The sequence below is a fragment of the Pseudomonas gregormendelii genome, from assembly GCF_017114825.1.
GTDB classification, from domain to species: domain Bacteria; phylum Pseudomonadota; class Gammaproteobacteria; order Pseudomonadales; family Pseudomonadaceae; genus Aquipseudomonas; species Aquipseudomonas gregormendelii.
On the sequence record NZ_JADEVO010000046.1, the window covers coordinates 22,913 to 41,556 of the forward strand.

At 60.1% G+C, this 18,644-nt stretch carries 17 protein-coding genes and 1 pseudogene; 14 read left to right on the top strand and 4 right to left on the bottom strand.

Annotated elements, in window-relative coordinates; genetic code table 11:
- Positions 1-3: 3 nt before the first annotated feature.
- Positions 4-873, top strand: coding sequence for a sulfate ABC transporter permease subunit CysW (cysW, locus tag IMW75_RS23610; protein WP_045059470.1), 870 nt, complete (start codon positions 4-6; stop codon positions 871-873).
- A 3-nt stretch (positions 874-876) separates the two neighbouring features.
- Complete coding sequence (locus IMW75_RS23615) at positions 877-1,866, top strand: sulfate/molybdate ABC transporter ATP-binding protein (RefSeq protein WP_045059469.1); 990 nt, start codon at positions 877-879, stop codon at positions 1,864-1,866.
- A gap of 102 nt (positions 1,867-1,968) precedes the next feature.
- Here the strand turns inward: IMW75_RS23615 and IMW75_RS23620 are convergent, their stop codons facing one another.
- Complete coding sequence (locus IMW75_RS23620) at positions 1,969-2,490, bottom strand: Mpo1 family 2-hydroxy fatty acid dioxygenase (RefSeq protein ID WP_045059468.1); 522 nt, start codon at positions 2,488-2,490, stop codon at positions 1,969-1,971.
- A gap of 84 nt (positions 2,491-2,574) precedes the next feature.
- On the opposite strand from IMW75_RS23620, the gene IMW75_RS23625 reads away from it, so the two are divergent.
- A complete protein-coding gene (locus IMW75_RS23625; protein ID WP_205893924.1) occupies positions 2,575-3,264 on the top strand; it encodes a Crp/Fnr family transcriptional regulator in 690 nt (229 codons plus the stop codon).
- A 54-nt stretch (positions 3,265-3,318) separates the two neighbouring features.
- Complete coding sequence (locus tag IMW75_RS23630; protein ID WP_045059466.1) at positions 3,319-3,684, top strand: response regulator; 366 nt, start codon at positions 3,319-3,321, stop codon at positions 3,682-3,684.
- Between the two features lie 2 nt (positions 3,685-3,686).
- Here IMW75_RS23630 and IMW75_RS23635 read toward each other — a convergent pair whose 3' ends face one another.
- Complete coding sequence (locus IMW75_RS23635) at positions 3,687-4,691, bottom strand: AraC family transcriptional regulator (RefSeq protein ID WP_045059465.1); 1,005 nt, start codon at positions 4,689-4,691, stop codon at positions 3,687-3,689.
- Positions 4,692-4,791: 100 nt separating this feature from the next.
- Here IMW75_RS23635 and IMW75_RS23640 point away from each other — a divergent pair, with 100 nt between their 5' ends.
- Entirely contained in the window at positions 4,792-5,865 is a 1,074-nt protein-coding gene (locus IMW75_RS23640; protein ID WP_205893925.1) for a fatty acid desaturase, read from the top strand.
- 67 nt (positions 5,866-5,932) lie between these two features.
- Here the strand turns inward: IMW75_RS23640 and IMW75_RS23645 are convergent.
- A pseudogene (locus tag IMW75_RS23645) lies at positions 5,933-6,850 on the bottom strand (LysR family transcriptional regulator); the annotation flags it as partial.
- 461 nt (positions 6,851-7,311) lie between these two features.
- Here IMW75_RS23645 and IMW75_RS23650 point away from each other — a divergent pair.
- The 9 genes from IMW75_RS23650 to IMW75_RS23690 all read left to right on the top strand — a co-directional run bounded on the left by IMW75_RS23650 (position 7,312) and on the right by IMW75_RS23690 (position 17,633).
- Positions 7,312-8,124 (top strand): energy transducer TonB, encoded by an 813-nt coding sequence (locus tag IMW75_RS23650; protein WP_205893927.1) that lies wholly within the window; start codon positions 7,312-7,314, stop codon positions 8,122-8,124.
- A gap of 44 nt (positions 8,125-8,168) precedes the next feature.
- Positions 8,169-8,894 (top strand): MotA/TolQ/ExbB proton channel family protein, encoded by a 726-nt coding sequence (locus IMW75_RS23655; RefSeq protein WP_205893928.1) that lies wholly within the window; start codon positions 8,169-8,171, stop codon positions 8,892-8,894.
- 1 nt (position 8,895) lies between these two features.
- On the top strand, positions 8,896-9,297 hold the full coding sequence (locus IMW75_RS23660; RefSeq protein WP_003220570.1) for an ExbD/TolR family protein: 402 nt from the start codon (positions 8,896-8,898) through the stop codon (positions 9,295-9,297).
- 255 nt (positions 9,298-9,552) lie between these two features.
- Positions 9,553-10,134, top strand: a complete 582-nt coding sequence (locus IMW75_RS23665) for an alpha/beta hydrolase (protein WP_045061288.1) — start codon at positions 9,553-9,555, stop codon at positions 10,132-10,134.
- Positions 10,135-10,188: 54 nt separating this feature from the next.
- Positions 10,189-11,118 (top strand): sigma 54-interacting transcriptional regulator, encoded by a 930-nt coding sequence (locus tag IMW75_RS23670; RefSeq protein ID WP_205893929.1) that lies wholly within the window; start codon positions 10,189-10,191, stop codon positions 11,116-11,118.
- Between the two features lie 234 nt (positions 11,119-11,352).
- A complete protein-coding gene (locus tag IMW75_RS23675) occupies positions 11,353-12,135 on the top strand; it encodes a MetQ/NlpA family ABC transporter substrate-binding protein (RefSeq protein ID WP_045061290.1) in 783 nt (260 codons plus the stop codon).
- Between the two features lie 280 nt (positions 12,136-12,415).
- Positions 12,416-13,519 carry an efflux RND transporter periplasmic adaptor subunit gene (locus IMW75_RS23680; protein WP_205893930.1) on the top strand — a complete coding sequence of 368 codons (1,104 nt, stop codon included), beginning with the start codon at positions 12,416-12,418 and terminating at the stop codon, positions 13,517-13,519.
- The gene (locus tag IMW75_RS23685; RefSeq protein WP_045061292.1) at positions 13,516-14,583 is read left to right on the top strand and encodes an efflux RND transporter periplasmic adaptor subunit; all 1,068 of its coding nucleotides are present in this window, start codon (positions 13,516-13,518) and stop codon (positions 14,581-14,583) included. Before IMW75_RS23680 ends, IMW75_RS23685 begins: the two co-directional genes overlap by 4 nt.
- Positions 14,580-17,633, top strand: a complete 3,054-nt coding sequence (locus IMW75_RS23690; RefSeq protein WP_205893931.1) for an efflux RND transporter permease subunit — start codon at positions 14,580-14,582, stop codon at positions 17,631-17,633. Before IMW75_RS23685 ends, IMW75_RS23690 begins: the two co-directional genes overlap by 4 nt.
- 168 nt (positions 17,634-17,801) lie before the next feature.
- Here the strand turns inward: IMW75_RS23690 and IMW75_RS23695 are convergent, their stop codons facing one another.
- On the bottom strand, positions 17,802-18,431 hold the full coding sequence (locus tag IMW75_RS23695) for a class I SAM-dependent methyltransferase (protein ID WP_205893932.1): 630 nt from the start codon (positions 18,429-18,431) through the stop codon (positions 17,802-17,804).
- Positions 18,432-18,644: the final 213 nt, after the last annotated feature.

The window sequence follows — 18,644 nt, forward strand, 5'->3', positions numbered from 1 at the left end:
CACATGTCCCAATCGTCTATTGCTGCTGCTTCCTCGAACGCTGCCCGTCGTGGCAGTGCCAGTTCCCGTCGGGTGCTGATCGGCCTCGGCTGGCTGGTGTTCGCCCTGTTCCTGTTGCTGCCGCTGATCATCGTGGTCTCCCAGGGTTTGAAAATGGGTATCGGTGCATTCTTCACCGCGATCTTCGAGCCTGATGCGCTCTCCGCGCTGAAGCTCACCCTGATTGCCGTATTGATCTCCGTGCCCCTGAATGTCGTGTTTGGTGTCAGCGCCGCGTGGTGCGTGAGCAAGTACTCATTCCGTGGCAAGAGCATGCTGGTGACCCTGATCGACCTGCCTTTCTCGGTCTCGCCAGTGATCGCCGGTCTGGTCTACGTGCTGATGTTCGGCGCCCAAGGGCTGTTCGGGCCGTGGCTGCAGGATCATGACATCCAGATCGTCTTCGCCTTGCCGGGCATCGTGCTGGCGACGATCTTTGTCACCGTGCCATTCGTGGCGCGGGAACTGATCCCGCTGATGCAGGAACAGGGCACCCAGGAAGAAGAAGCCGCCAGGCTGCTGGGGGCCAATGGTTGGCAGATGTTCTGGCACGTCACCGTGCCCAACATCAAGTGGGGCCTGATCTACGGCGTGGTGCTGTGTACCGCACGGGCCATGGGTGAGTTCGGTGCGGTGTCGGTGGTCTCCGGGCACATTCGCGGGGTGACCAACACCTTGCCGTTGCATGTCGAGATCCTCTACAACGAATACAACCACGTGGCCGCGTTCGCGGTAGCGAGCCTGTTGCTGATCATGGCGCTCTTCATCCTGCTGCTGAAGCAGTGGAGCGAAAATCGTATTAACCGCCTGCGCGCCAGCGCCGCGGAGGAATAATTCATGTCGATCGAAGTGCGTAACGTCAGCAAGAATTTCAACGCGTTCAAGGCGCTGGACAACATCAGCCTGGACATCCAGAGCGGTGAGCTCGTGGCGCTGCTCGGCCCCTCCGGTTGCGGCAAGACCACGCTGCTGCGGATCATCGCCGGCCTGGAGACGCCGGATCAGGGCAATATCGTGTTCCACGGTGAAGACGTTTCCGGCCACGACGTGCGTGATCGTAACGTCGGCTTCGTGTTCCAGCATTACGCGCTGTTCCGCCACATGACGGTGTTCGACAACGTCGCGTTCGGCCTGCGCATGAAGCCGAAAAACCAGCGTCCGAGCGAAAGCCAGATCGCGGTCAAGGTTCACGAATTGCTCAACATGGTGCAGCTGGACTGGCTCTCGGATCGTTATCCGGAACAGCTTTCCGGTGGTCAGCGCCAGCGTATTGCCCTGGCCCGCGCCCTGGCGGTAGAGCCCAAAGTCCTGCTGCTCGACGAACCGTTCGGGGCCCTCGATGCCAAGGTCCGCAAGGAACTGCGGCGGTGGTTGGCGCGCCTGCACGAAGATATCAACCTGACGTCGGTGTTCGTGACCCACGACCAGGAAGAAGCCATGGAAGTCGCCGACCGCATCGTGGTGATGAACAAGGGCGTGATCGAGCAGATCGGCTCACCGGGTGACGTCTACGAGAACCCGGCCAGCGATTTCGTCTACCACTTCCTGGGGGATTCGAACCGGTTGCACCTGGGCGAAGACAATCACGTGCTGTTCCGTCCTCACGAAGTGTCGCTGTCGCGTCATGAGCTGGAGGATCACCATGCGGCCGAAGTGCGCGATATCCGCCCACTGGGTGCGACGACCCGGGTGACGCTGAAAGTCGAAGGCCAGAGCGAGCTGATCGAAGCGGAAGTGGTCAAGGACCACGACAGCCTGACCGGGTTGGCGAAGGGGGAGACGCTGTTCTTCAAGCCGAAGGTCTGGCAGAAACTCGCCAACATCTAAAAGCATCGCGGGCAAGCCCGCTACCACAGGGTTTGAGGTTGGTCACAAGTTTTGTGTTCAACACCCATCCACTGTGGGAGCGGGCTTGCTCGCGAAAGCGATCTACGCCGCTGCGTTTTTCTGACGCAGACGCACACCCCCCGCACGCGTCTCGATCTGCTCTTTAAGGTCATGTCGCAGCCCCAGCAGAAACGCCAACTCCGCCACCACAAACAACGGACCGACAATCAACCCCGTCACATCATCGACAAAGGCCGGTTTACGTCCTTCATAGTGATGCCCCACGAACTGGATCGCCCAACCCACCACAAACATGCCGATGCCGCTGGCCAGCCATACCGGGGTGCTTTGCTGGGCTAACACATGACCGGCCCAGACGCACAAACCCAGGAGTATCGTCATCAGTAGCCCGAGACGCAGTTCCAGGCGCAGGTAGAACCAAGCCGACGCCAGCGACACCAGCACCGCCGGCGAAAGCCAGCCTCCAGCCCATTGCGGGCGGGACAGCAACACCGCTACCGCGACCACAATCAGCGGAATTCCGATGAAATGACTGGCGATGTTTCTCGGGTCGCGGTGATAAGCGGCATATTGACTGAGGTGGTCAACCAGGCTTTTTTTCATTGTTATTCCTCCTGTAGGGTGAGTGATCATCCACCGGTTGGATGTTTTGCTCTGTCAGCCAGGCGACAATCTCGAGGAGTTTTCATGGACATGCAGGTCTGGCGTGCGCGCTTGATGAACGGCCAGTGGTTCAGTCATCTGCCCGCTCCTCTACAGGATAGTCTGCTGGCAGCGGCCCGGCTGCGACGCTTGTCTGCGGGGCAGCGATTGTTCAAACGTGGTGACCCGCCATGCGGGCTGTACGCGGTGCTCGAAGGTGCTGTGCGCATCGGCGCGGTTAACGAGCAGGGCAAGGAAGCGCTGTTGAGTCTGGTAGAGCAGCCGCACTGGTTCGGTGAAATCTGCCTGTTCGATGGTCAGGCGCGCACCCATGACGCTTTTGGCCTGGGCCAGTGCACCCTGCTGCATATCCCCCAGACGGCGCTGTTGGCGATGCTCGATGAGCAGCCTCTGTATTGGCGGCAACTGGCATTGCTGATGAGCCAGAAACTGCGCCTGACCTTTATCAATCTCGAACAGCTGAGCCTGCTGCCAGCCCCGGCACGCCTGGCGCACCGCTTGCTGATGATCGCCGACAGCTATGGCGAAATCGATCCGCCACGTCGTGTGCTGCACCTGCCACAGGAGCAATTGGCGTCGATGCTGTCACTCTCGCGCCAGACGACCAACCAGTTGCTCAAGGAGCTGGAAGGACAGGGTGTCGTCAGCTTGAGGTACGGCGAGATAGAAATTACCGATGCCGAGCGGCTGCGGGCATTGGCGGTCATCTTTTAGTGGGTTTTGTCCCCGAACGCGCATAGCCTGTAGCGACGACAAATGAGGTGTGCCATGCGTGTGTTGTTAGTAGAAGACGAGCCGGAGACCGCCAAACTCCTGGCCAACGGCCTGGGTGAAGCGGGCTATACGGTCGATGTAGCGCTGAACGGGATGGATGGCCGACGTTTCATCGAGTCCGGCGCGTACGAGATGATCATCCTCGACGTCATGCTGCCGGGCCTCAACGGCTGGCAGCTGCAGCAACAGATCCGCAAACTCGGCGACACGCCGGTGTTATTCCTCACCACCAGGGACGGCATCGAAGACCGCCTGCGAGGGCTGGAACTGCACGAAGAAGACTACTTGCTCAAGCCTTTCAAGGTGAGTGACCTGGTGGCGCGGGTGCGCAAATTGTTGCGCCGGGATCGTGGGCGTTAACATCACCGCAATCCATCGCGAAACTGCCCCGGTGTCATCCCGGTCCAGCGCTTGAAGGCGCGGCTGAAGCTGCTGGTGTCGGCAAACCCCAGCAGGTAGCTGATCTCGCTCAATGAGCATTGCGGGTCCCGCAGGTGCAACAACGCCAGGTTCTCGCGGCTTTCGTTGAGCAACGTGTCAAACCGGCAACCTTCATCTGCCAGGTGCCGCTGCAGGCTGCGCAAACTCAAGTGCAGCGTGTGGGCGATGTGTTCTGCGCTGGGCTCGCCTTCGGGCAGTTGTTCTTCTATGGCGTCGCGGACCTTGCGTTCCCAGGTCAGCGGCTTGAGTTGCGCCAGGGTGCGCTTGAGCACGGTTTCGTTGTGCTCGGCCAGCTCCGGGTTGGCGTCGTCCAGATGACTTTCAAAGTCCACCAGGGAAAACTCCAGGCGGTCCTCGTCGGCGGCGAAGTGCACCGGTGAGCGGAAAACCTTGTGCCATTGGTGCGCATCAGCCGGTTCCGGACGCCGCAGGTACACCGCCATCGGCGCGTATTCGCGGCCCAGCCGGTTACGGCAGGTACGCACATAAATCGCAGTGAAGGCATCAATGGCTTCATAGGCCGGCGCCGGGCTGCCCGGCGGGACTTTCAGGCGGAAGCGATAACGATCCTCGCAACGGGTCAATTCGAGTTCAAGGGCATCGCTGACCACTTGGTGATAGCGCACGATGCGTTCGAAGACTTCGCGCAAGCTACCGCTGGCCACCAGCGCGTACCCGAGTGCGTGAAAGGTGGTCGGGCTGACAAAGCGTGAAACCCGCAGGCCGATCGCCGGGTCCCCACTGACCTGCACGGCAAGTTCCCACAGCCGCGTGGTGCCGGACAACGGATAACGGGCGTTAGGGTCGTCCATCCACAGCGGGTCGAGCCCCGCCTGGTGACACAGGGCGGTGCTGTCGAGGCCCAATGCGTCCAGTTGCTTGCGCAGGGCACGGGTCCAACTGGCGAGGGAGGTCGGTTCAGTCATGCTGATTGGCGCTTCCGGTCAACAGGTTGGCGTTCACGGCTACTGCCTTGCGAGGGTTCGCAAGGCAGGATGCGAACATCAATAACCAGAGGATGGAAGCATGGACCGTACTTCTGCAAGTCCCCAACGACTGAATGCATCCCAACGATCAGCGCATATTCGCGAAGTGGTGTTGGCCAAGGGCGTTGAATTGCGTCAGCGCTACCCCCTTCTCAATCATCAAGACGCCTTGGGCGCGGGGATTCTGGCCTTTGCGCTGGCCGGGATGATCGGTTCTGCAGCGCTGTACATCAACGGTCATATGGCCTGGTGGGTGTGCCTGCTGCTCAACGCATTTTTCGCTTCACTGACCCACGAACTGGAACACGATCTGATCCACAGCATGTATTTTCGCAAGAAGCGCATCCCGCACAACCTGATGATGGCTCTGGTGTGGCTGGCGCGGCCGAGCACGATCAACCCATGGATCCGTCGCCACCTGCACCTCAATCACCACAAGGTGTCCGGCACGGAAACCGATATGGAAGAGCGTGCCATCACCAACGGCGAGCCTTGGGGTTTCGCGCGATTCCTGATGATCGGCGACAACATCATGTCGGCGTTCATTCGCATGCTGCGGGCCAAAACCTGGGCGCATAAATTCAGCATCATCAAGCGCACGCTGAAAGTGTATGCGCCGCTGGCGTTGGTGCACTGGGGCGCCTGGTACGTGTTTCTCGGGTTTCATGCAGCCAATGGCGTCGCACATCTGATAGGCGCACCCATTGAATGGTCGGCCACCACGTTGTCAGTAATGCAGGTGATCGATATCGCCGTCGTGGTGATCATCGGCCCGAATGTGCTGCGTACTTTTTGCCTGCACTTCGTCAGCTCGAACATGCACTACTACGGCGATGTGGAGCCGGGCAATGTGATGCAGCAGACACAGGTACTGAATCCCTGGTGGATGTGGCCGATGCAGGCGTTCTGCTTCAACTTCGGCAGCAGTCACGGGGTTCATCATTTTGTGGTGAAGGAGCCTTTCTACATTCGCCAGATGACGGTGCCGGTGGCGCATAAGGTCATGCGCGAGATGGGGGTGCGTTTTAACGATTTCGGCACGTTCAGGCGGGCGAACCGATTTGTGCGTGAGGAGCAGGTGGCAGGCGCGAGGACACGTGCTGCTCAAGTCTGATTTATGCCTGTGGCGAGGGGGCACGCTCACATCTTTTTGACAGCGTGCCCGCGCGCAAGGGGGCTTGAACTGCAACGCTAAGCTGATGCTTATCCACCGCCACCAATGCCGCAATCATCGCCCGTGCCGCAGTCGATAACCGGTACCCCGTTCGACTCACTACCGCACATCGCGCATTCAGTGTTTCGATGTTCTGCGGCAAATTTCTCCAGTGCAACGGCACCAGGGAGCCCTTGGCAATGTCTTCGGCAAATGCCTCCTGGGTTCCCACGCCAATTGCATTCGACTGCAGCACGATTTTCACCAGCGCTGGAAAATGCTCGGTTTCGATACTGGGCGAAAAATCCATGCGCCCGCTCAGGTTGGCCAGCAACTTTCGAATGCCTGGGGCAATCCGCGTGGTCGCCAATGGATAGTCGAACATGTCATTGGTCGACAGGCTTTCCTTGGCCAGCAACGGATGTTCCTGCCTGCAGCAAAATACGCCGCGCCTGGGCGTCAGCGCGTGCGTCTGGAAGTTGGGGTCGGCTTCGAAGTGACGGATGTCGGCGATGAAGAATTCGATCTCTTCGCGGCCCAATGCGCGGCTGAGTTTTTCCCAGTTATCCACCTGGAAACAGGTACGAACTTTCGGGTGGGCGTTGATGAATTGCGCCACCGCGTCCGGCACCAGTCCCACCGCTGCCGCAGGCGCGCAACCGAAGTGCAGTTCGCCGGCGTCGAGCTTGTTCATCTGCGTCACTTGGGCGCTCAGCATTGCAGCCCCCTGCACCAAGGTCAGTGCATGTTGCAGCACTACCTGACCCTCGGGCGTCGGGCGCAAGTCCTTGTTACCGCGGTCAACCAGCACGCACCCGAACTCCTGTTCAAGTCCCTGGATACTGCGGCTGAACGCCGGTTGCGTGATTCCCATGGCGTCGGCTGCGCGGACGAAACTGCGATGATCATTGAGGGCGATGAAGTAACGCAACTGGCGAAGATCCATATGCTTTTTCGGCGTCCTGAAAATAGCTCGACGGCATTCGCGACGAGGCGGGATGACAGAGGTTTTAAATGCAAGCCATTATTCCGTCAATAAAGGATTCCATTGTTAGTTAGACCTAAATTGAATATGGATAGAGCGCGTATTACTGCTCACATCTGTAGCAGTCAGACGAGGGTCTTCCCGCTGTTCATCGCGTCTGAACATCCCTTCCACCATGCCTCTGGGGAATATTTTCCATGCCTTGAAGGCATGTTGCCCGGGAGCGTCTTCCATAGCCCTTGAAACACGAGGGCTGCGGACTCTTGGTTATTCTCTATATTCGATATTGATCTATCTATAACGATAAAGATTACTTTAAGAGATAAGCGTCTAGCTCAATGATCTGTCCGTCGATACGTCGTACGGGGGATGTCAGGTCCGGCCTATCGGGTTATTCGCAAAGAGACCGCAGGAGTAAAGCAATGGGTAATGTCCAGACCGCCGCCAGTGCACAAGAGGTGCTGTGGCGCCAGGGGCCAGGTGGCGAGTTGGTCGACCTCGGCCGGGTACATCGCGTGCCTTTGGGGCAGCAGCGTTTGCAGCGCGCCCCAAGGGGCATCCTCAGCCGCCGGGAAACGATTTTGCTGGGTGTGCTGGCGCTGCTCGTGCACGGTGCCGTGATCTATTGGGTCAACCAGCAGCCGACCGCCGTGTTGCCGGTAGTGCCGCCGGAAATTCCACCGATGACCATCGAGTTTTCGCAACCGGCACCGCCCGTGGTTGAGCCGCCACCACCGCCGCCACCTGTTCAAGAGGTGGTCGAGCCACCACCGCCGGTTGAAGACGAACTGGCAGTGAAACCGCCGCCACCGAAACCGATTCCCAAGCCGAAACCGGTCGCCAAACCGATTCCGAAACCGGTGCCCAAAGCGGTTCCACAACCGCCATCACCGCCACAACCGGCCGCGCCTGTCGCGGCACCAGCACCACCCGCTCCACCTGCGCCAGCGCCCGTGACGGCGGCCTCGGCCAACGCCGGGTACCTGAAAAACGCGGCGCCGCAGTACCCGTCGCTGGCCCAGCGTCGCGGTTGGGAAGGGACGGTGTTGTTACGGGTCCATGTGCTCGCCAGCGGCAAGCCGGGTGAGGTCCAGATTCAGAAAAGCAGCGGTCGCGAGGCCCTCGATGAAGCGGCCCTGAGCGCCGTGAAACGCTGGAGTTTCGTGCCGGCCAAGCAGGGTGATGTCGCCCAGGATGGCTGGGTCAGCGTGCCCATCGATTTCAAGATTCATTAAACAGAAACCTATTTCACGCGAAACGTTTACACGAGGAATTCATCATGACGTTATTGGCATCTCCACTTGAGTCCATCGAAAGCGCGGTGATCTGGCTGCTGGTGGTTTTTTCCGTGGCCACCTGGGGTCTGGCCTTGCTCAAGGGCGTGCAGTTCGGCCGCCTGAAAGCTCAGGATCGCAAGTTTCACAAGCAGTTCTGGGCAGCGTCGAGTCTTGATTCAGCGGCGGAGTTGGCCGAGACCCAGCCAGGTGCTGCGGCGCGCGTAGCCCAGGCTGGCTACGCGGCGATCCAGGTCGGTGAAGCGCCACACGCGGCGGATCTGAGCCAGGCGATCAACCATCAGGATCGCCTCGAGCGGGCCCTCCGTCAGCAGATCGTGCGTGAGCGCCGCTCGCTGGAAACCGGGCTGGCAGTGGTGGCAAGTATTGGCAGTACGTCGCCGTTCATTGGTTTGTTCGGCACGGTGTGGGGGATCATGGAAGCGTTGAAAGGCATCAGCGCGGCAGGCTCGGCCAGCCTCGAAACCGTGGCTGGGCCGATTGGCGCGGCACTGGTTGCGACCGGTGTGGGGATCGCCGTCGCGGTGCCGGCAGTACTGGTTTACAACTACTTTTTGCGGCGCCTGAAACTGACGGCGGCGGACCTGGACGACTTCGCCCATGACTTCTACAGCCTGGCGCAGAAGAGTTCGTTCCGTGTGCTGGTCCACCCGACGGCGCACAAGGCTGCTGCGCCGGGCAACGCGCAAAAAGTGAAGGAGGCGTCCTGATATGGCCTTCTCTACGCAAGACAGCGATGAGGTGCTGAGCGAGATCAACGTCACGCCGCTGGTAGACGTCATGCTGGTGTTGCTGGTGGTGTTTATTGTCACCGCCCCGCTGCTCACCAACGCCATTCCGATCAACCTGCCCAAGACCGAAGCCGTGGCGCCGGTAGAGCAGAAGGACCCGCTGGTGGTGAGCATCGATGGCGCCGGCAAGCTGTTTATCAATAAGGATGAAATCCAGCCTGATTTGCTGGAGTTCAACCTAAAGTCGGCCAAGGCCAAGGATCCTGAAGTGCGTGTGCAATTGCAGGCGGATGACGGGGTGAATTACGGCGAAGTGGCGCGGGCGATGGCATCGATTGAACGGGCAGGTATTACCAAGCTGTCGGTGATCACCGCTCGCTAACAGTTTCAAGTTTTCCGGGGCCGTCTCCTTGGCAGGGTGCGGCCCCTTTTTTTGCCTGAAAAAACACCTCGTAGGAGCTGCCGCAGGCTGCGATCTTTTGATCTTGCTTTTAAAAGATCAAAAGATCGCAGCCTGCGGCAGCTCCTACGGGGTTATTCGATAGTGATCTTAATAAATAGCTTCTTATTCCTTAACGGATATAACTCCACTCCCTATACTCGCTCAGGAACAGACACGCAGCAGGAGAGTTCCCCCATGCGCAACGAATCAATTCGCTACCTGATTGTGCCGGGCTGGCAAGGATCGCCAGATGATCATTGGCAGAGCCACTGGCAGAACAGTTTGCCGAACAGCGCACGGGTGGAGCAGGCCGACTGGCTGACGCCCCGCCGTGAAGATTGGGTCGCGGCGCTGGCCGAGGCGATTGCTGCGGACAGTACGCCGGTGATCCTGATTGCTCACAGCCTGGGCTGCATCACGGTCGCCCACTGGGCGGCTGCCGCGCCCGTGCAGTTTTTGCGACAGGTGCGCGGCGCGTTGCTCGTCGCTCCGGCAGACGTGGAGCGCCCGGCCTGCGTGCCCGCCTTGCGCAACTTCGCACCGATTCCGACCGACCTGCTGCCGTTTCCGAGTCAGGTCGTCAGCTCCGACAATGATAGTGCCGTCAGTGCCCCGCGAGCGCTGGAACTGGCGCGCACCTGGGGCGCCGAGGCGGGGATCCTGGCGGGGGCAGGGCACATCAATGTGAAGTCCGGCCACCAGCGCTGGGAGCAGGGTTTTGCCTACCTGTATCGCCTGCAAAACCGTATGGAACATCACGCCCTGCGTCGCGCCTGATTTTTCCTTTTTTAAACGCCCCCGCCCTCCGGCGGTTTTGGGCGGGAGCCTGCCATGAGTTTTGAAGCCTTTGGTCAGCCGCTGCTGACCTTCCCCGACGCAGAAAAAAGCCCGCTAAGTATCCGCGCCAAGGCGCTGGTGTTTGTTGATCCACGCTCGCGGCAGTTACGCCAAGAGCTCGAGCAATTGGCGCCGCGTGCGATTTGCGTGCTGATTCGTGGCGAGACCGGTAGCGGCAAGGAGCTGCTGGCGCGGCACATCCATCGCGCCAGCGATCGCAGCGGGCTTTTCGTGTCGGTCAATTGCGGTGCAATCAGCCCGACCTATGCGGATGCCGAATTGTTCGGTTACGCAGCCGGCAGCTACACCGGGGCAGCGAGCAGCCGCGCGGGCTGGTTTGGGTCGGCCAACGGCGGCACCTTGTACCTGGATGAGATCGGCGACCTGCCGCTGCCGATTCAGATCAAACTGCTGGCGGCCCTGGAAAATCACGAAGTCACCCGCGTGGGCGCTCAACAGCCAAGCCCGGTGGACGTGCGATTGGTGGCCGCCACCAGCATTGACCTGGCGCAAGCCGTAGCTGCCGGGAAATTCCACGAACGTTTGTATCACTACCTCAGCGAAGGCCAGTTGGAGCTACCGGCGCTGCGCGAGCGGGTGGGCGATATTCTGTCGTTGTCCGAATACTTCCTCGGCATCTATAGCCAGCGCCTGGACTTGCCGGTGCCGTTGATCAGCGAGGCGGCGCAGCAAGTGCTGGAGCAGCACAGTTGGCCGGGTAATACCCGGGAGCTGGAGAACGTCATTCATTTTGCGTTGCTGGTCAGTACGGGCGACGAGATTCTGCCGGAGCATTTGAATTTGCCAACAGTGCCGAGTGCGCTTGAGCAAATCGAACGGCAGCTCAGCCATGTTCTCGCGAAGGGTTCCAATGCCGACAAGGCTGCCTTGAAACTGCTGCTCCAGAACCACTCCGTCCTGTAGTAGTAAAGCTTGCTCGCGATTGGCCTCATTGGTGCAGACCGAGCCGCCCGGATCGCGAGCAAGCTTTGCTCACACATGTGTATGAACAAAATGGAATATCAAAGTAAATAAAAGATATTGTTAAGGAATAAAAAATCCCGGTATTGTCCGCGTCACGCCAGCGATAGCACTTCACTGGCACTCGTACTCTTAGCCGTCGTCGATGACGATCGCGATTTTCGATAAGGACACTGCATGAAAAAGGTTCTGTTGTTCACCGCATTGGCGGCTGCCCTGACCGCGGGCCTGGCCCAGGCCGGCGAAAAACTGGTAGTGGCGGCGACTCCGGTTCCACACGCCGAGATTCTGGAACTGATCAAGCCAACCCTCGCCAAAGAAGGCGTGGACCTGGAAATCAAGGTCTTCACCGACTACGTCCAACCCAACGTACAGGTCGATCAGAAGCGTCTGGACGCCAACTACTTCCAGACCCTGCCGTACCTGAACAGCTTCAACGAAGGCAAAGGCACTAACCTGGTGACCGTGATCGGCGTGCACGTCGAACCGTTCGGTGGCTACTCCAAGAAGGTCAAAAGCCTGGCTGAACTGAAAGACGGCGCGACCATCGCTATCCCGAACGAAGGCAGCAACAGCGGCCGTGCCCTGATCCTGCTGCAGAAGGCTGGCCTGATCGAGTTGAAAGACCCGAAAAACGCTCTGGCCACTCCGAAAGACATTGCCAAGAACCCGCATAACTTCAAGTTCAAGGAACTCGAATCGGCCATGCTGCCGCGGGTTCTGGATCAGGTCGATCTGGACATGATCAACACCAACTACGCGCTGGAAGCCGGCCTGAACCCGGCTAAAGACGCCCTGGTCATCGAAGGTGCCGATTCGCCTTACGTGAACTTCCTGGTGGCCCGTCCGGACAACAAGGACAGCGTTGCCATTCAGAAGCTGGCCAAGGCGTTGACCAGTCCTGAAGTGAAGGCTTTCATCGCGAAGAAATACAGCGGCGCGGTACTGCCTGCGTTCTGATTTGTTCGCTAACCGCATCACGGTTGCAAACGCCGACGGCTGATAGAGCGTCGGCGTTTTTTTATGCCCCCGAAAAGCATCTCTGGCAGGTGTCAGCCACTGGATTTGAGTGCGGGCAATGGTCATCGGACCTCCAACCCGGTAATGATACGGTTCAAAAGCCCGGGAGGTAGTAGCGTAAGGGGTTTATTTGACGCCCATCAGAGGCACCCTTGGAACCCTGTTCTAAGCTCACAGTCGTATCGACAATCGCACGCCCGTACTACGCAAAGGAGTCTGCATGGCTGGTCCTGGAATAAAACTGGTGGTTGGGCTGGGCCTGTTGGCTTTGTTGACCGCCTGCGGTGACGAAAAACCGGTCGAGAAGGACCGCCCGCGGGTGTTCGTGCAGGAGGTCAAACCGGCGGATTACGCGGCCTCGGTGACCCTGACGGGGGATGTCCAGGCACGGGTCCAGACCGAACTTTCGTTTCGGGTCGGCGGCAAGATCATCCAGCGCATGGTCGATGTCGGGGACCGCGTGACGGCCAGGCAAGTGTTGGCCAAGCTGGACCCCAAGGACCTGCAGACCAATGTCGACTCGGCGCAGGCCCAGGTCACCGCCGAACAGGCGCGGGTCAAACAGACTGCTGCGGCGTTCGTGCGCCAGCAAAAACTCCTGCCCAAGGGTTACACCAGCCAAAGCGAATACGATTCCGCCCAGGCCGCCTTACGCAGCAGCCAGAGCGCGTTGACGGCGGCCCAGGCCCAGTTGGCCAATGCCCGTGAACAACTGAGCTACACCTCGTTGATCGCTGACGCACCGGGCGTGATTACTGCGCGCCAGGCCGAAGTCGGCCAGGTGGTGCAGGCCACGGTGCCGATTTTCAGCCTGGCCCGGGATGGCGAGCGCGATGCGGTGTTCAACGTCTATGAGTCGCTGCTGACCGAAGCCCCGGAAGACAAGACGGTGGTCGTCAGCCTGCTGGACAACCCGGCAATCAAGACCACCGGCACCGTTCGCGAAGTCACGCCTGCGGTCTCTGCACAAACCGGCACCGTACAGGTCAAGGTCACCCTTCAGGGTTTGCCGGATGGCATGCAACTGGGTTCTGTGGTGAGCGCCACGGCCAAGACCCCGGGCAAGTCTGCCGTGGTGCTGCCGTGGTCGGCGCTGACCAAAAACATCAGCGAGCCTGCGGTGTGGCGAGTGGACGGTGAAGGCAAGGCGCAACTGCACACGGTCACTGTCGGCCGATACCTGACCGGTAAAGTCATCATCAGCGACGGCTTGAATGCGGGCGACAAAGTCATCATCGCCGGCGGGCAATTGCTGCACCCTGGGGTAAAAGTGGAAATCGCCGAGAACACCTACAAGGATCTGGAAGTGGGGAACCAGCCATGAAGCGCCTGTTGCTGGTATTGGCCGGGGTCATGTTGGCAGCCTGCTCGAAGAAAGAACCACCGCCGGAGCCGGTGCGCCCGGTGCTGTCGATCAAGGTCCAGGTGCTCAACGAGGAAACCCTTGGTCGCTTCGCCGGCAGTATCCAGGCGCGCTACGAGAGTAACGTCGGGTTCCGCGTGCCCGGGCGCATCGCCAGCCGTAATGTCGATGTGGGCGCCGAAGTCGAGAAAGGCGCTTTGCTCGCCACGCTCGACCCCACGGATCAGCAGAACCAGTTGCGCGCTGCCCAGGGTGACCTGGCGAAGATCCAGGCCCAGCTCATCAACGCCCAGGCCAATGCCCGGCGCCAGCAGGAGCTGTTCAATCGCGGAGTCGGCGCGCAGGCTCAGCTGGACATTGCCCTGACCGACCTGAAAACCACTCAGGCGTCCCTTGATCAAGCCAAGGCCGCCGTCAATCAGGCCAAGGACCAACTCGGCTACGTCGAGCTGCGCACCGACCACAAGGCCATCGTCACCGCGTGGAATGCCGAAGCCGGCCAGGTCGTCACCGCAGGTCAGCAAGTGGTCACACTGGCCCAACCGGATATCAAGGAGGCGGTGATTGACCTGCCGGACACCCTGGTCGACCAGTTGCCCCCGGACGTGGTATTCCAGGTGGCCGCGCAGCTGGACCCGAGCATCACCAGCACCGCCATCGTTCGCGAAATCGAACCGCAGGCGCAGAGCGCAACCCGCACCCGGCGCGCGCGCCTGACCCTGGCCGATTCACCCCCTGGCTTTCGCCTGGGTACGGCCATCAGCGTGACGCTCAGTTCGGCGATCAAGCCGCGTATCGAATTGCCGGTCACCGCCTTGCAGGAAGTCGATGGCAAGACGCGAATCTGGGTGATCGATGCACAAAGCCAAACCGTTTCCCCGCGAGACGTCAATGTGATCAGCCGTACGGACGACTCGGTGGTGCTGGCCGATGGCGTGAAATCTGGTGAGCGCGTGGTCAGTGCCGGCGTGAACAGCCTGAAGCCCGGGCAAAAAGTGAAAATCGACGAGGAAAGCCCACAATGAAAGGGAGTTTCAATTTATCCGAATGGGCCCTCAAGCATCAGTCGTTTGTCTGGTATCTGATGTTCGTCGCGCTGCTGATGGGCGTGTTCTCCTACATGAACCTGGGTCGCGAGGAAGACCCCTCGTTCACCATCAAGACCATGGTCATCCAGACCAACTGGCCGGGGGCGACCCAGGAGGAAACCCTCAAGCAGGTCACTGACCGCATCGAGAAAAAACTCGAAGAGCTTGATTCCCTCGACTACGTCAAAAGCTACACCCGGCCCGGCGAATCCACGGTGTTCGTCTACCTGCGCGACACCACCAGTGCCAAAGACATCCCGGAAATCTGGTACCAGGTGCGCAAGAAGATCAACGACATCCGCGGTGATTTTCCGCAGGGTATTCAAGGGCCGGGATTCAACGACGAGTTCGGTGATGTGTACGGTTCGGTGTACGCCTTCACCTCTGATGGTTTGTCGCTGCGCCAGCTGCGCGATTACGTTGAGCAGGTTCGCGCGCAGATCCGCGACGTGCCAGGGTTGGGCAAGGTCGAAATGGTTGGCGAGCAGGACGAAGTGATTTACCTGAACTTCTCCACGCGCAAACTCGCGGCCCTGGGCATCGATCAGAGCCAGGTGGTGCGGAGCCTGCAATCGCAGAACGCGGTGACCCCTGCCGGTGTGATCGAGGCAGGCCCTGAGCGGATTTCGGTGCGCACGTCCGGCCAGTTCGATTCGGAAAAAGACCTGGCGGACGTCAATCTCAAGCTCAACGATCGTTTCTATCGCCTGGCTGACATCGCGGACATAAGCCGCGGCTACGTCGACCCGGCGACGCCCGAATTCCGTTTCAACGGCCAGACCGCCATCGGCCTGGCCATCGCCATGAAGAAGGGTGGCAACATCCAGGAGTTCGGCAAGGCCCTGCATCAACGCATGGAAGAACTGACCGCTGACCTGCCGGTCGGTGTGGGCGTGCACAGCGTCTCCGACCAGGCTGAAGTGGTGGAAAAAGCCGTCGGCGGCTTCACCAGCGCATTGTTCGAAGCGGTGGTGATCGTACTGATCGTCAGCTTCATCAGCCTCGGCGTGCGTGCCGGGCTGGTGGTGGCGTGTTCGATTCCGCTGGTGCTGGCGATGGTCTTCGTCTTCATGGAGTACAGCGGCATCACCATGCAGCGGATCTCCCTCGGCGCCTTGATCATCGCCCTTGGCCTGCTGGTGGACGACGCCATGATCACGGTGGAGATGATGGTCACGCGCCTGGAGATGGGCGAAACCAAGGAGCAGGCGGCGACCTTCGCCTATACCTCCACGGCCTTCCCGATGCTCACCGGTACGCTGGTAACCGTAGCCGGCTTCGTGCCGATCGGCCTCAACGCCAGCTCGGCGGGCGAGTACACCTTCACGCTGTTCGCGGTGATCGCGGTGGCGATGCTGGTGTCATGGGTGGTGGCGGTGCTGTTTGCCCCAGTGATCGGCGTGCATATTCTCAGTGCCAATGTGAAGCCGCACAACGCCGAACCCGGCCGTATCGGGCGGGCGTTCAATGGCGGGATGTTGTGGGCCATGCGCAATCGCTGGTGGGCGATCGGCATCACCATTGCGCTGTTCGCGGCGTCGGTATTCTGCATGCAATTCGTGCAGAACCAGTTCTTCCCGTCCTCGGACCGTCCGGAAATTCTCGTCGACCTGAACCTGCCGCAAAACGCTTCCATCGCCGAAACCCGCAAGGCGGTGAACAAGCTCGAAGAAACGCTCAAGGGCGACCCGGATATCGTGCGCTGGAGCACCTATATCGGCGAAGGTGCGATCCGTTTCTACCTGCCCCTCGACCAGCAATTGCAGAACCCGTACTACGCGCAACTGGTCATCGTCAGCAAGGGCCTGGAGTCGCGCGAGGCCCTGAGCCAGCGCTTGCGTGAACGCCTGCGCAAGGATTTCGTCGGCATCGGCAGCTACGTCCAGGCCCTGGAAATGGGCCCGCCGGTCGGGCGGCCCATCCAGTACCGGGTCAGCGGCAAGGACATCGATCAAGTGCGCAAGCATGCGATCGAGCTGGCCACCGAGCTGGACAAGAATTCGCACATTGGCGAGATCATTTACGACTGGAACGAGCCGGGTAAAGTCCTGCGCATCGACATCGCCCAGGACAAGGCACGGCAGCTGGGGCTGTCCTCGGAAGACGTGGCCAACCTGATGAACAGCATCGTAGTGGGCGCCCCCGTCACCCAGGTGGATGACGATATCTATCTGATCAACGTGGTGGGACGCGCAGTGGACGCCGAACGCGGCACGCCGGAGACCCTGCAGAACCTGCAGATCGTGACTTCCAGTGGTACGTCGATTCCGCTGCTGTCGTTCGCCACCGTGCGCTACGAACTTGAGCAGCCGCTGGTGTGGCGTCGCGATCGCAAGCCGACCATCACCATCAAGGCGGCGGTGCGGGACGAGATTCAGCCCACCGACCTGGTCAAGCAACTCAAGCCGGCCATCGAGCAGTTCGCCTCGACATTGCCGGTCGGCTACAAGGTCGCCACCGGTGGTACGGTCGAGGAAAGCGGCAAGGCCCAGGGCCCGATCGCCAAGGTCGTGCCGCTGATGCTGTTCCTGATGGCGACATTCCTGATGATCCAGTTGCACAGCGTGCAGAAGCTGTTCCTGGTGGCCAGCGTCGCGCCGCTCGGATTGATCGGCGTGGTACTGGCGCTGATCCCCACCGGCACGCCGATGGGTTTCGTGGCGATCCTGGGGATTCTTGCGCTGATCGGTATCATCATCCGTAACTCGGTGATCCTGGTGACGCAGATCGAGGCTTTTGAGAAAGACGGCTACTCGCCGTGGGACTCGGTAGTGCAAGCCACGGAGCATCGGCGCCGGCCGATTCTGCTCACGGCAGCAGCAGCGAGCCTTGGGATGATCCCGATTGCCCGGGAAGTATTCTGGGGGCCGATGGCCTACGCGATGATCGGCGGGATCATCATTGCGACCTTGCTGACGCTGCTGTTTTTGCCGGCACTGTATGTGGCCTGGTACAAGATTCGCGAGCCGGAACCAGAAGCGCAGTAAAGCGAGCGCTCCGCGCTCATCGCGGGCAAGCCCGCTCCCACAGGTATCAGGGAGGATCACAGAATTTGTGGTCCTGCCTTAATGCACAGGTATCAGGGAGGATCACATTTTGTGATCCGACCTTAATCACTGTGGGAGCGGGCTTGCCCGCGATGGCGTCCTGCCAGATTACCCGGGCTTACGCCACACACTCGCCAACCACGGCTGCTGCTCCTGCGGCAGCCCTGCCGGGCGATAGTAATGCTCCAACTCCACAAACCCCGCCTCGGCCAGCAATTGCTGCCACGTCTTCCAGTTATGATAGGCCCCATACCGCGGCCCGTTCCAACCTTCCTCGTTCTGCCCGCGAGGATTTGAGCTGAACAACACGCCTCCTGGCTTCAACGCCCCGCGCAACGCCTTCAGCACCCTCGGCAGCTCTTGGCGCGGGATGTGAAACAGCACGGCATTGGCAAAAATCCCGTCAAAGCGTTCACCGGGCAAATCCAGCTTCAGAAAGTCCTGCTGCCAGACCTCACAGCCACTGTCTGCACGCGCCATCTGCGCGAACTGCTCCGAGCCGTCCAGGCCCACAGCCGTGTGGCCCATGCGGGAAAACGTCTGCAGATCGCGCCCCGGGCCACAGCCGAAATCGAGAATATCGAAAGGCGCGCTACCCTGGATATGCCGCAGCAGAGCGTCGATGTTCTGGCTGACATCATGATCGCGAGTACCTTCGCGAAACTCCTCGGCCACCGAGTTGTAATGGCCCAGTGTGGTGGAGGTGATTTTTTCCAGGTCGTCTGGGGTCTGCTTCATGGTGGGCTGCGCGGCAATGGGGGTGCGCCGAATATACGCCATCAGGCTGGTGGCTGCCGCGCAGCCATTCGCGAGCAAGCCGCATTCCCTGTAGGAGCGAGCTTGAACTGGTCAAGCAATCCCGGACACCGTTTACGGTGCTTATGCCGCTTTTTGCTCCATAGCTATTGGCGACAGGTAGTTGTTGTAGCTGTGGAGCCTGGTGCGGTTGTA